The organism is Amycolatopsis azurea DSM 43854 (genome assembly GCF_001995215.1).
Lineage (GTDB): Bacteria > Actinomycetota > Actinomycetes > Mycobacteriales > Pseudonocardiaceae > Amycolatopsis > Amycolatopsis azurea.
Genome location: NZ_MUXN01000024.1, coordinates 218047 through 230244, shown reverse-complemented (window position 1 = coordinate 230244; position 12198 = coordinate 218047). Strand labels below are relative to the sequence as shown.

General features: G+C 67.7%; 13 protein-coding genes and 1 pseudogene. 7 read left to right on the top strand and 7 right to left on the bottom strand.

Going from position 1 to position 12198, the window contains the following annotated elements; genetic code table 11:
• The first annotated feature begins 41 nt into the window (after window positions 1-41).
• Window positions 42-551, top strand: coding sequence for a hypothetical protein (locus B0293_RS31265; RefSeq protein ID WP_005151421.1), 510 nt, complete (start codon window positions 42-44; stop codon window positions 549-551).
• Between the two features lie 85 nt (window positions 552-636).
• Here the strand turns inward: B0293_RS31265 and B0293_RS31260 are convergent, their stop codons facing one another.
• Window positions 637-1569 (bottom strand): ESX secretion-associated protein EspG, encoded by a 933-nt coding sequence (locus B0293_RS31260; protein ID WP_245191829.1) that lies wholly within the window; start codon window positions 1567-1569, stop codon window positions 637-639.
• A 64-nt stretch (window positions 1570-1633) separates the two neighbouring features.
• On the opposite strand from B0293_RS31260, the gene B0293_RS31255 reads away from it, so the two are divergent.
• From B0293_RS31255 to B0293_RS31240, 4 genes are all read left to right on the top strand, one after another.
• Window positions 1634-2047: a hypothetical protein gene (locus B0293_RS31255; protein ID WP_143254679.1), complete on the top strand. Its 414-nt coding sequence runs from the start codon at window positions 1634-1636 to the stop codon at window positions 2045-2047.
• Window positions 2048-2828: 781 nt separating this feature from the next.
• Window positions 2829-3605, top strand: coding sequence for a S1 family peptidase (locus B0293_RS31250; protein WP_245191830.1), 777 nt, complete (start codon window positions 2829-2831; stop codon window positions 3603-3605).
• A gap of 134 nt (window positions 3606-3739) precedes the next feature.
• Entirely contained in the window at window positions 3740-4993 is a 1254-nt protein-coding gene (locus B0293_RS31245) for a hypothetical protein (RefSeq protein ID WP_143254678.1), read from the top strand.
• A 114-nt stretch (window positions 4994-5107) separates the two neighbouring features.
• Window positions 5108-5686 (top strand): SMI1/KNR4 family protein, encoded by a 579-nt coding sequence (locus B0293_RS31240; RefSeq protein WP_005151427.1) that lies wholly within the window; start codon window positions 5108-5110, stop codon window positions 5684-5686.
• A gap of 58 nt (window positions 5687-5744) precedes the next feature.
• Here B0293_RS31240 and B0293_RS44910 read toward each other — a convergent pair.
• A pseudogene (locus tag B0293_RS44910) lies at window positions 5745-5921 on the bottom strand (AraC family transcriptional regulator); the annotation flags it as partial.
• 65 nt (window positions 5922-5986) lie between these two features.
• On the opposite strand from B0293_RS44910, the gene B0293_RS31235 reads away from it, so the two are divergent.
• A complete protein-coding gene (locus B0293_RS31235; protein ID WP_005151429.1) occupies window positions 5987-6850 on the top strand; it encodes a phosphotransferase in 864 nt (287 codons plus the stop codon).
• Between the two features lie 31 nt (window positions 6851-6881).
• Here B0293_RS31235 and B0293_RS31230 read toward each other — a convergent pair whose 3' ends face one another.
• Together B0293_RS31230 and B0293_RS31225 are read right to left on the bottom strand one after the other, a co-directional pair.
• Window positions 6882-7625 (bottom strand): SDR family NAD(P)-dependent oxidoreductase, encoded by a 744-nt coding sequence (locus B0293_RS31230; RefSeq protein WP_005151430.1) that lies wholly within the window; start codon window positions 7623-7625, stop codon window positions 6882-6884.
• Window positions 7622-7939 carry a hypothetical protein gene (locus tag B0293_RS31225; RefSeq protein WP_039915521.1) on the bottom strand — a complete coding sequence of 106 codons (318 nt, stop codon included), beginning with the start codon at window positions 7937-7939 and terminating at the stop codon, window positions 7622-7624. Before B0293_RS31225 ends, B0293_RS31230 begins: the two co-directional genes overlap by 4 nt.
• A gap of 70 nt (window positions 7940-8009) precedes the next feature.
• Here B0293_RS31225 and B0293_RS31220 point away from each other — a divergent pair, with 70 nt between their 5' ends.
• The gene (locus B0293_RS31220) at window positions 8010-8870 is read left to right on the top strand and encodes a LysR family transcriptional regulator (RefSeq protein ID WP_005151432.1); all 861 of its coding nucleotides are present in this window, start codon (window positions 8010-8012) and stop codon (window positions 8868-8870) included.
• On the opposite strand, the gene B0293_RS31215 is transcribed toward B0293_RS31220, so the two are convergent.
• The 3 genes from B0293_RS31215 to B0293_RS31205 form a co-directional block, all read right to left on the bottom strand.
• Window positions 8852-9283, bottom strand: a complete 432-nt coding sequence (locus tag B0293_RS31215) for a hypothetical protein (RefSeq protein WP_245191831.1) — start codon at window positions 9281-9283, stop codon at window positions 8852-8854. The two genes, B0293_RS31220 and B0293_RS31215, sit on opposite strands and share 19 nt — an antisense overlap.
• Window positions 9280-10491 (bottom strand): hypothetical protein, encoded by a 1212-nt coding sequence (locus tag B0293_RS31210; RefSeq protein ID WP_005151434.1) that lies wholly within the window; start codon window positions 10489-10491, stop codon window positions 9280-9282. The genes B0293_RS31215 and B0293_RS31210 overlap by 4 nt, the downstream gene beginning before the upstream one ends.
• Before the next feature lie 125 nt (window positions 10492-10616).
• Window positions 10617-11810 carry a globin domain-containing protein gene (locus B0293_RS31205; RefSeq protein ID WP_005151436.1) on the bottom strand — a complete coding sequence of 398 codons (1194 nt, stop codon included), beginning with the start codon at window positions 11808-11810 and terminating at the stop codon, window positions 10617-10619.
• Window positions 11811-12198 lie beyond the last annotated feature (388 nt).

The following is a 12198-nucleotide window of genomic DNA, read 5'->3' as shown; positions in this document are numbered from 1 at the left end:
GCCTGCGTCCCGGCCCCTATGACGAACGCAAGGAGAAGCGCATGCTCAGTCGGCTCAGGCAGATCGCCTGTTTCCTATCCGTCCTGATGTTGAGCGTCGGCGTGGTCGGCGCCGCGTCGGCCGCGACCACGACGCCGGCCGCCGCGCGTGCCGCCTTCAGCCCTACCAGTGTCGAGCTGTCCACCTCCGGCGGTGACGTATCCGCGACCGCGATCGCCTGCGAAGTCAGCGTCGGCAACGACGTCACGATCTACGGCGGCTTCCTCAACGTGACGTGGGCGATCGCCTGCCGGGACACCGCCACCGGCCAGCTGACAAACCTGGCCAGGGACATCACGATGACCATCGGCATCCGCAAGGGCGGCAAGATCGTCGCCCCGATCAGCGCGGCCTGCGTGACCCCCGGCCCGTCCGCGACGTGCTCCCACCGCGTGCCCTATGACGGGTTCACCGGGCGGGTCGACAGCGCGATGGTGGCCAGAGTGACGTGGACGGACAACTACCCGCCGATTTCGGGAGGATTCGTCTCTCCCGGCAGCATCATCGGCTGAACCAGGCCCACCGAGGGGAGAGGGTGGCCGTCTCGCCGTCTGCTCGACGGCGAGACGGCCACCGCCGTATCGGTTCCCAGGCAGATCACCAGAGGTGACTGAACGTACCTGTATCGCGTGCGGGCCGGCTCTCGATGAAGTCGTCTACGAGCGCTCCGATCAGTGACTTCAACGTCGCACCGTCGGCGGGCATGAGCGTGACCGATCCGTAGCTCCGCACGGCGACGTACCGACCGTCAAAACTGTCCACAAAGGACAGCGGGCGGCCTGCCGGTAGTTCCTTCCCGTCGACTCCCGATCGCGCCGCGCTCGCCTTTCCGGTCGCTCTCGCCCTCGACAGAACACGCAGGAACCACTCGGCGCCTTCAGGATCCACCCCGTGCTCGATCAAAGATCGCTTCCCGGCGCTGAGCAGCCCTGATCGCCGCCATGCTCGACCGGCCCGGATGAGAGCGAGTTCGCCGACGCGGAGAGGCCGCCCGATGCCCGGCTGGGCATCGGGCAGTACCTCCAGCATGCCTTCCGCCATCCTCGTCGCGTTCATCCAGCCCAGGTCCACGGTCTGGTCGTGGACGATCACACGCAGCGCCCGGCCGGTGGGCTGCGGAAAACAGCCGATCGCCACCTGTCCGGCGGAGTCGCTGTAGCGCAAGGACAGCGCGAGATCGCGGTCGTCCATCGCCCGCAACGCCTGCAGCACGTCGCCGTCGAGGTTGTCCGCATCTCCGAGACTGTTGGATGTCAGCCATCGATGTGCGCGAGCACGACGCTCTTCCCGCTCCACGTCATCGCGGCCGTGGCGGCGCACCGCAAGAGGCGATGGCATGGGCCCGAGACCGAGCCGTTCCCACAGCACTTCGTAGACCAGCACGGGAAGAGCCGGCAGCGTCATCGTCACAGGACTGCGGTTCACCTTGACACTCCCGCCCGCCTGATTCATGTCGGTCAGAATTTCAGCCTCCCGAATTCGATGCGGCCGACGTCGCGCCGCGAGGCGCCCCGGGCACGTGACCGCCACGGCCCGTTGGCCTGTCCGGTCGACGCCTTGATCGTATACGTTGTGATCGCGTCAGCGACAGACGATGAAGCGTCCGGTCCCCATGGACGTCGGTGTCACGTCGGGATTGGCGATAATCGATCTCATGGGTGCATCACGGTGGCCGGCGATCGCCGCGGCGGTCCTCGCGGCGATCGCCGTCTGGGCGTTGTCGGTCGAGGTGTCCCTTGAGGGGCCGGCCGGTCGGGCCGAGGTCGTCTGCGGCAGTGCGACAGGCTGGTCGGAGGAAATGCGGTCAGTGTTCGCCGGAGGCGCCACACCTGTGCAGGGTTCGCAGGCGCTGGTGTCGGAGGAAGCCCATCAGCAGATCGAGGCCTGCCGGGACGCACGCGACCGGCAAGCTCTCCTCGGTACGTTTTCCGCCGGCGCCGCGGTCATCTGTGCTGGATTCGCCGTATTTCTGCGTCGGCGCGCGCTTCCACGGAGGATGCGGCCTTGAAGCGTGATTTGGTAACGGGAACATCGCGAGTCGTGGCAGCAAGCGACAGGAGCGATTGCCCGGCGGCCGATCCGGGTACCAGAAGGATCATGTGGATGGTGCTGGTGATCCCGTTGCTGGTCATGTCGTTCGCGCTGCTGATGGAGCGCGTCGAGGCGAACGTGCCCGAACGAGATCCGAGTCGCGCCCCCGAACCGATCTGAGTCACCGCACGGAACCGGGCGCACGCGGTCCGGGCGAGACCACGTGCGCCCGGCGGTTGGCAGTGGCTGGTCATTCTCATGCCGTTGATCCGGTCGTAGAACCGGGCATCCGTGCAGTCCCCGCCCTGATGCGGCCCCAGGTGAACCAGCACGAGCCCGACCCGGTGCAGGTGGCCTGCGCGGTGGCGGAAGACGCGGTTCCGGCCGACGCGGGCGCGGCGAAGAGACCGCCGATACCGAGTACGAGAATTGTCAAAACAGTCGCCATCCGGCGCGTCCTTGTCATCATGAGACCTCTCCCCGTGGTGGTCGAATTCCTGCGGATCGCGGATTTCCGGAGGTCGCGGAACCGATCACTGAGGTGCGGTCGCAGGGGACGCCGAAGGTGACGAAATCGGGGCGACGCCGTGGTCAGGCACGGCCGGGCAGCCGATCCGACGATATTCGGATCGATGGTATGTCCGATTCAGTACCAACGGAGGTACCGGATACTCGACAGGGCACTACGGTCAGGTGTTGATCGATCTGACACCACTCCCATGCTGGACTCCCCTTTCTCTTCAGGAGGCCGAAAAATCATGTGGATCCGACGTATGTCCATGATCGCCGCCGCCCTCGTCGCCGGGTCGCTCTTCGCCGGGCCCGCGGCTGTGGCCGAATCACCGGCCGGACCGCCGATCGAACCTTTCATCATCGGCGGCAAGATCGTCACCACTCCTTACTCGTTCTTCGCGTCGCTGCAACGCAATGGTCGTCATTTCTGCGGGGCGTCGCTGATCGCCCCGCAATGGCTCGTCACGGCGAAACACTGCGTCCAGGGCTCCACCGGCGGCGGCTTCTCCGCCCGGATCGGCGCGATCAACACCGGCTCCGGCGGCGAGCTCATCACGGCGGCGAGCGCGACCCTCGGCGCGAACGACATCGCCGTGGTGAAGCTCACGAGAGCGGCCACCGCCACGCCGATCAAGATCGCGGCCACCAGCCCGGCCGTCGGCACCGTCAACAAACTGATCGGACACGGTCAGACGTGCGGTACCCCTGGTTGCGGCGGCTCGTCGCCGCAGCTTCGCGAGGTGGACACCACTACCGTCGCGGACTCCCGCTGTACCGCCGATTTCAAGCGAGGCAAGGAGATCTGCTTCCAGGGCGCACCCGGAACCAGTGCCTGCTACGGCGATTCCGGCGGGCCGTCCATTTTGGACGGTAAGCTGACCGGCGCCACCAGCCGATCCGGCAACAACAGCAGCAACTGCCTCAACGGCCCTGGGATCTACAACAGCGTTCCCGGCTATCGGGCCTGGATCGACCAGGTCACGGGCGGCGCGGTGACCGCGTGGGAGGCGACGACGTCATAGCTCGTCGAAAGTACTGACGTCGTCCGGTCCCGCGCGCCTCGATCGCCGTTGTCGCGGCTCCTTTCGTGCGCGGGACCGAACGACGTCCATCAGGGGTGAGAAGATCGTCTCCACTCGACCTCTGGGGGATGACGATGTCAACGAACCTGTCCGTGCTCACCGGTGTCGATCCCGGACCTGAGTTCCGCGAGATGGTCGACGCCGTCGCCGCGCTGGTGTCACCGCGGTCCGCGCGGATCGCGGTGTTGCTCGACGATCTGCCGCGGTCCTCCGCGCGCCTGGATCTCGTACGACTGGCCGTGATGGTCGCCCTGGAACAGAAAGCCGAGAGCCTCCAGCTCCTGTCGTTCACCGATCGCCGGCGGTCTCGGCTCGGCACGGAATGGCTGATCTCCCGGACGCACCCCGCTCACGAGTTCACCTTTTCGGACGGAGAAGAACAGCCGCCCGAGCGCACGGTGACGTTGGCCGAAACCGGCGACGGGCACGTCGCGGTGGACGTGAACGGAACACGGGTCGAGGTGCAGATGCCCACGGAAGAGGAGTGCCTGGGGATGCTGGAATCCGGGGTGCGGGGCACGAAGCTGCGGTTCCCGGCCTTCCCGAGCTCGGCCCCCTTGATGATCGCACGCGGTGACGGGCCGGACGAACTGATCCTGTGGCGGTACGGGTTGCCGACGGCCAAGTTCCGCCTGCCAGGACCGATACTCGCGGCGACCTACGTATCCGATTCGCACTTCGAGTCGCTGATCACGCTGATCGAGGTCGACCGGGAGCTCCTGGTGCACATCGAGGGCGTCAGGGACACCGACCTGCGGAAGCTGCGCATCCCGATCGACTTCAGCGTCGCCGACGAGACCGAGCACGACCTTTCGCCGCTGTACCTCGACATGGACGAGCCGTGGCGGTTCGGCGTCTACTTCCGCCGCGCGGGCACGTGGTGGAATCTTCGCTCGTCCCCCGGCCATGTCTATCTCGAACCGTCGAGCTCGATGGTTCACCAGCCTGAGAGCTTTCCGTTCCACACCAAACTCGATGGTGGCGGCTACGTGCTGTTCGGACCGGGCGCGTCGTACGCCGCACCGCGCGGACACACCTGGAGGGTGTGGAGCTACCGCTTCGAGGACGTGTTCATCCCCGTCCCGCCGGACGAAGAAGTGCTGGGCCTGATGGAAATCGGTGATCGACCGGCGCTCCTGACGCGCGCGGGCGCCGTCGTCCGGGCGCGGACCACGGACGACGTGCGCACGGTCGTCGAACTCGCCGGTCCTGTGGTGCGCCACTACGGCTTCCCCTGGATCGCGGTCCAACGTTCGCCTTGGCAGGTCGAGGTTTTGGATATCGCGACCGGCGCGATCCTGCATCGCGTCGGGACCACCTCGAAGTAATCGAGATCAGGTCGGCGCTCCCCTGGTGAACCGGAGTACGGCGACCACGCTAGGTTCGGCCCGACTTCACCAGCGCCGCCACCGGATCGCCTGATCGAGACCAGGAGCAGAACGATGACAGACGCACCACACCGGTCTCTAGTCGACGAGATCGCCCGCCTCGTCGGCTGGCGGGCCGGGGATTTCCGACCGGAACTCGACTGGGACACCGTCGAACGCGAGCTGGGCACCCCGCTCCCCGCCGACTACAAGGACTTGCTGGCCCGATTCCCGAGCGGCGACTTCCGGGGCTGCATCGAGCTGGACAACCCGGGACAAAGCGCCGACGATCTGGCGGGAACCAAAGGGAGCAACGAGAAGCTCCTGGAGATCTTCGCGGACGAGTACACCGGCTACCTCACCGGCGTGTCCTACCGGCTGTTCCCCGAACCTGGCGGGCTGTACCCATGGGGGCGCAACGACGCAGGTGGCACGTTCTGGTGGATCACCGATTCCGCCGATCCGGACGACTGGCGGATCGCCTACAACGACCGGGACAACTGGCACGAACACCCTGGGCCGATGTCGAAGGTCATCCACGAGATCCTGACGAGCACTGGCGAAGACAACATCCTGCGCTGGGACATGGCCGGTAAGCCGGTGGACTTCACCGGCTTCGTCGGGGGCCGGATAGCTTTCTACACCGAGTCGTAGGTCGTCACGGGCTGAGCGGCGGACCTGCTCAGCCCGGTCAACGGCGTACCTGATAGCGCAGGTGAAGCCGGGCGTACGGCGGCGTGCCCTCCAGGTAATAGAGGTCGTCGATCAGCCCGGCCAGCGGCGGTCGCGGCACTCTGGACACGTACTCCACGCCCACAGCATCGCCGACACCCGCCGAGCGGTCCAGCCGCGTTGCCGTCGACGATGCCCGGGGTCGTCTCCGGTGCATGCGACGATGTCCAGATGTCGTCTCGCGGGCCTGCCGTCGATCCGGCTCGTCTTGTTCGGTGGTGCGTGGAGCATCTGGGCAGCCGGCCGGCGGAGGAGATCTTCAGATCCGGGCACCTGTCCGTGGTCATCGGGCTGCGGCTGGCCGACGGCCGTGAGGTCGTGGTCAAGGTGCGTCCGGACTCGCCGCGGATCGCGGCCTGCGTCGATGTCCAGCGGCACCTGTTCCAGGCCGGCTATCCGTGCCCTCGACCGCTCACCGGCGCCGAGCCTTTCGGCGAAGACGTCGCGACCGCGGAGGCCTACATCCCTGGCGGCGCAACGCTCCCAAGTGAGGCCGAGGCCTTCGCCGAGGCGTTCGCGCGGCTGATCAGGCTCGCTCCAGGACCGGCCGAGGTGTCCACGCTCGCCCCGGCGCCGTCGTGGGCGGCATGGAACCACACCGAGGACGGACTGTGGCCGTGTCCCGAGGACGACGTCAACCTCGACGAGGTGACCGGCCCGGAGTGGATCGACGACGCCGGACGCCGTGCCCGTGACCGGCTGCGCGCCGGCGAGTCAGAAGCAGTGATCGGTCACTGCGACTGGCTCGCCGGCAATCTGCGCTGGGCCGGAGACGTGCCGCTGGTGGTGCACGACTGGGACAGCGTGATCGCTGACAGCGAGGCCGTCCTAGCCGGCTTCGCCGCCGCGCTGTATTCGACCGTCGACGTGGACCGGCTCGCGACCGTGGAGGACACCGAACGGTTCCTGGCCGCGTACTGCCACGCCCGTGGCCGGGAGTTCAGCGCCGACGAACTCCAGCGGTCGTGGGCGGCCGGCGTCTGGACCCGGGCCTACGACGCCAAGTACCAGCACACCGTCGGACGGCCCATCACCTCACTGACCGAGAGTGAAGCCCGTGAGCGACTCCGGCGCAGTGAAGAGTAAGGCCGCCGGGCAGGAAGCGACGGCTCCTTGATCAGGCCAAGCGCCCGCCGTCGACCGACAACGCGATCCCGGTGACGAACGATGCGGCGTCCGAGCAGAGCCACACCGCCGCCGCGGCGGCTTCCTCCGGCATGGCCAGCCTGCCGAGCGGTGTGATCGCCTCCTGCTTGGCGACGAGGTCACTGCCCGCCGCCCACCTCTCGAACCCCGGAGTGCTGGTCGGGCCTGGGCACACCGCGTTGACGCGAACGCCGCGCGAGGCGTAATCGACCGCGGCGGCCTTCGTGAGGCCGACGACGCCGTGTTTGGCGGCCACGTAGGCGGGCGCGTTCGGGATCGCGGCCAGACCGCCGTTGGAGGCGACGTTGACGATCGCGCCGCCGCGCTCCAGCACGGCGAGCTCGTGCTTCATGCACAGGAAAGTCCCTGCCAGATTGACCTGGACCACCCGCTCGAACTCGTCCAGGGGCATCCGATCGAGCAGCCCGCGCGAGGACATGCCCGCGTTGTTCACCGCGAAGTCGAGGCCACCGTAGGCCGCGATCGTGCGCTCGACCGCGGCCCGCACGGAATCCTCGTCGGCGATGTCGACCGCGGCGACCAGCGCCACGCCTCCGTCCTTGCCGATCAGGGCGGCGGTCTCGGCAGCGGCGTTCTCGTCGATGTCGAGCACGGCGACCGACGCACCTTGCCGGGCAAACTCGATCGCCGTCGCACGGCCGATCCCGCTGCCTCCGCCGGTGACCAGTCCGCGCTTCCCGGAAACGGCGCTCACGGCAGCGGCTCGTGGTTCGCCCAGGCGACCTTGTACGAGTGTCGTGACTGCCAGCGCCCGATCACCTCGTGCAGGCCGGGCGCGGCGAACGCCTTCGCCAGCGTCTCGGTGTCGGCCACGGCGACCTGCACGATCGCGGTGGCGATCAGCGCGGGGATCGCCTCTTCGCCGGGGATCGGAACGTGCCGCCGGGTCGCGACAGACTGTGCGAGACCGGTGTCGTGCATGGCCGTTTCGATATCCGTGAGGTACTGGTCGAGCTCGGCATCGGGAAGCGGCCTGTCGAAGGAAACAATCATCGTGTGCGTGATCATGCCTCGATTCTCGGCCTGGAAAGACGTCGGCGTCCAAGACCGATCGGACATCCGGCGATAACCTGGAGGCATGGCTGAACTGGAGACGCGAGAGCTCGAGTACTTCATCGCCGTCGCCGACGAATTGCATTTCGGCCGGGCGGCCGTCCGGCTGTCGATCGCCCAGCCCGCGCTGTCGAAGGCGATCCGGCGGATCGAGGGAAGACTCGGGTTCCCGCTGTTCGTCCGCTCCAGTCGCCAGGTGTCACTCACTCCCGCCGGGGAGGCATTGCGGGAACACGGCAGGCACGCGCTCAACGCCGTCAGCGCCGCGGTCCGGAACGCCCGCCGCGCGGGCGACACCCAGGCCGGTCTGCGACTCGTGCTCAAACCCGGCGGCGACGCCGGACTGCTCTCCGGGATCCTGGCCGGCTACGCCCATCAGCCTGACGCGCGCCGGGTCGACATCCTGTTCAGCGGCCCCGCTGATCGCACCGATTTCCTGCGCGACGGCCGGGCTGATGTCGGACTGCTCTACGCGCCGTTCGACGATCTCGACGGCCTTGCCCACGAGACGCTGTATGCCGAAAACCGTGTCGCCGTCATTCCGCCCGGGCATCGAATGGCCGGGCGGACCTCACTGCGGATGTCCGATCTGGAGGGTGAGTCGATGCCGCGCTGGAAGGGGGTTCCCGGCGGCGACGGAACCGGCCCCGAGGTCGCCGACGTGGTCCAGCTGGTCGACATGATCAAGGTAGGCCGGATGATCGGCGTGCTGCCCCGTTCACTGATCGAACCGATGAACGCCGACGTGGTGTGCGTCCCGGTGATCGACGCACCGCCCAGCCACCTCGTGCTCGCCTGGAACGAGCAGGACCGCCGACCGCAGGTCGCGTCATTCGTCGCCGCCGCACTGGACTCGCGGACACCCGGTCAGAGCGGCTCCATATAGGACCGGTCCGCCCAGTCTTCGTCCTCGTCGTCGCTCGGTCGAGATCGTCGGCTCGGCGCGGGCGGCGTCCGCACCTGCGCGGCCAGTTCCTCCAAGTCGGCCACAGCGGCGTCGGCGTCCAAAGTGGCCATTTCGCCGACCTGCCGCTCCAGGGACGACCACGCGCCCACGGCGAGCTGTTCCCGGTCCTCGGCGGGCAACGCGTCGATGATCTGCCACCAGCCCCGCGCCTCCTGGACGAACTCGTCCAGGACCGGGCCGTGGGCCAGCAGTTCGTGTGGCCGCCGCCGTCCGGAGAGCACCTCCGCGGCGAAGTCCCCAGCGGGACCGCCTGTCGCCGCCAGCAGTCGCATGACCGTCCGACGGGCCCGCTCCCCCTCCTCGGAGGTGAACAAGCCGTTCAATTCCGTCACAACAGCACCCGCTTGTTCTTGGCGGGACACTCGGCGTCCCGATGCTCATAGGCCTCCGGCCACTGCGGCGGATCACCCATCGCTTTCAGGGCTTCCAGCAGTTCGTCCATCGCCCTTTCCCCCGCGAACTGGTGGGCCAGTCCGAGCGCGGCACTGATCAGGGTCTGGATGGCCCCGACGATGTCACTGAAGGACAACACCAGCTGGATGATGTCCTTCAGCTCCCCGTTCTTGAAGACGTCGATGAGCTTGCCGCGACGGCCGAGTTCAGACAGGGCTTCGCTGATCACCTCGGCCACCCGGACCCCTTTTTCCAGGCCGAGCTTCTTTCCCTTCGTGAGGATCATCAGCGCGATGTCGATCGCCGAGCTGTAGCCGTGCCGGATCTCCTGCATCAGGTGGTAGGCGAGCTTCGCCAGCGCCTGGATCGCCAGGCTCGCGCCACGGAAGTACTGCGCCAGCTGGACGACACTGGCCCGGTAACCGGTCAGCCAGTTCTTCGCCCGGTCGGCGGCTTCCCCGCTCCAGGGTTCCTGGATGCCGAACCGGCCCTGGTCGATGTTGGCCGCGATGCCGTCAAGACCCGCCGCGGCGTCGGAGTAGAGCACCGCCTGCTGCTGCAGCACAGACCAGTCACCGGCGATCAGCTCGGCGATCATGGTGATGAAGTCCTTGTCGGAACCGGTGAGCATCTGGATCAGCTCGGCGACATCACCCAGGGAACCACCGAGATCGAGCAGCTCCTCGGCCGCCTTCTCGCACTTCACCGGCCACCAGTCCGGGTCGGTGATCCGGTCCGGGTCCGGGCCTCCGTAGCCCACCGGGACGGCGTCGCGGAACAGCGTGGCCCCGACCGGGTCGCGGACCTCGTCCGCGGGGATCCGCGCGGCGTCCGGCTCCGGATTGATCCGGTCCAGCAACTCGGCAGCCTGCGCGTCGACCACGGTGTACCAGTGCGCCACGCAGCGCAGTTCATGACCGGCGGCCGAAGCCATGTCGGTCGTGAAGCGCAACTGGGTCAGTGCCGTGCGTTGCCACTCGTCCAGTTTCGACCCGATGATCGACAGGAAATTGTCCTCGCCGCCATCCGCTGCGACGATCAGCCGGGCGAACCACTCGTGGTAGGTGTCGGCGCCCGCGCCGGCCCGCAGAACCAGGTCGCCGAGACCACGCACCGCCGCCGGCTCGACCGAGAACCCCTGTCCCATTCATCCCCCTCGTGCTTCTGGTACCCCTTCGACGCCACTGAAGTTTGACAGGTTGCCACAAAATGTCACATCACTGGAACGGAGTACTTCTCACCCCTTGCTCGAGAAGCGAACAGCAAGACCGGTCAGGCCTTGTCGAGCATCCCGGGCCCGAAGACCTCGTAGCGGATGCGGTCGGCGGGCAGGCCGCGGCGGATCAGCCCCGCGCGGATGCCTTGCATGAACGGCAAAGGACCACACAGGTAGGCGGTGGTGTCCGGTCCCAACGGCAGCGCGTCGACCTCCATCCGCCCGGGCCGCGAGCGGTCGTCATGGTCGTTTTCGTACCAGTACAACTCGTCCGCCTCGCCCAGGCCGGTGGCGGTCTGGGCGCACTCGCGCCGGAACGCGTGATGTGCGGGCGAGCGGTCGGCGTGGGCGAGCACGATCCGCCGGGTCGGCCGGGTGCGGGCGAGGTGGTCCAGCATGGCGGCCATCGGCGTGATCCCGATGCCGGCGCTGACGAGGAGCACCGGTCCGTCACCGGTGTCGAGCGTCGTCTCCCCCGCGGGCGGCCCGAGCAGCAGGATGTCGTCGTCGGTCACGTGGTCGTGGAGGTGGTTGGACACCGCGCCCGCCGGGGCGTCCTCGCGGCCGCGGACCCGGCGCACGGTGATTCGCAGCGAACCTCGCCCGGGGCCGTGCGACAGCGAGTACTGGCGAGGCTGGCGGCGGCCGTCGGGAAGCTCGACCATGACCGAAACGTACTGGCCCGGAGAGAAATGCGGTACGGGTGCGCCGTCGTCGGGGACCAGGGTGAACGACACCGCGTCGATGGCCTCGTCCAGGCGCTTGGCCACGCGCCAGCGGCGCCAGAGGTCGGCGGGGTCGAGGTCGCCACGCTGGTAGAGGCGGGCTTCGGCCGCGATCAACCGGCAAGCGAGCAGCCAGTACACCTCGTGCCACGCCGCGAAGACGTCAGGAGTGACCGCGGAACCGAGGACGGTGCCGACGGCGGCGAGCAAATGGTGCCCGACAACGGGGTACTGCTCGGCCCGGATGCCCAGCGACACGTGCTTGTGGGCGATCCGCTCGGCGACCTGCTCGAACCGCACCGCTTCGCCGATATCGGTGATCAAGCACTCGGCGAAGCCGACCACGGCCGACGCCAGCGCCAGCTTCTGCCTGCCGTCGGCCTGATTGCCTTGGTTGAACAGGTCGAGCAGTTCCGGATGCGCGGTGAACATAGACGAGTAGAACTCGCCGGTGATCTCGACGGCGTGCGCCCGGACGACGGGCAAGGTGGCACGAACCACCGCGGCGGATGCTGGGGACAGCAAGGAATTCTCCTTCTTCGGGAAGCAGGATCGGTCCTCGCGAGGGCACTGACACGGCCACGACCGATCTCTTCCCGATCCTGCCGGGAGCACCCTGCGGCACCAAGGGATCTTCGGATCACTCGGCCGGGGACCTTGGTCCCTGCCGAGAAGGTCGTGAGTGGCGATTCGGGTCAGGGCCAACCGTGCCTTAGGTACCTACAATCGAGCGGTTTCGTGTGATCAGACGGACGACACCCGTGATCAGACGGACGACACGCGTGTCCAGGCGGACGACACGCGGCGGACCGGCCGCGTGCGCGTGTCGTCCATCCAGTCACGCGAAACTCCCCCTTCGGTCCAGAGAGTCGTGAGTGGCGATTCGGGTATTTGAGGGGTAAGGCAATGTGGC

Coding starts and splice junctions, on each gene's coding strand:
- B0293_RS31265 (WP_005151421.1), top strand. CDS start 42: ATGCTCAGTCGGCTCAGGCAGATCGCCTGTTTCCTATCCGTCCTGATG.
- B0293_RS31255 (WP_143254679.1), top strand. CDS start 1,634: ATGAAGCGTCCGGTCCCCATGGACGTCGGTGTCACGTCGGGATTGGCG.
- B0293_RS31250 (WP_245191830.1), top strand. CDS start 2,829: ATGTGGATCCGACGTATGTCCATGATCGCCGCCGCCCTCGTCGCCGGG.
- B0293_RS31245 (WP_143254678.1), top strand. CDS start 3,740: ATGTCAACGAACCTGTCCGTGCTCACCGGTGTCGATCCCGGACCTGAG.
- B0293_RS31240 (WP_005151427.1), top strand. CDS start 5,108: ATGACAGACGCACCACACCGGTCTCTAGTCGACGAGATCGCCCGCCTC.
- B0293_RS31225 (WP_039915521.1), bottom strand. CDS start 7,939: ATGATCACGCACACGATGATTGTTTCCTTCGACAGGCCGCTTCCCGAT.
- B0293_RS31220 (WP_005151432.1), top strand. CDS start 8,010: ATGGCTGAACTGGAGACGCGAGAGCTCGAGTACTTCATCGCCGTCGCC.
- B0293_RS31210 (WP_005151434.1), bottom strand. CDS start 10,491: ATGGGACAGGGGTTCTCGGTCGAGCCGGCGGCGGTGCGTGGTCTCGGC.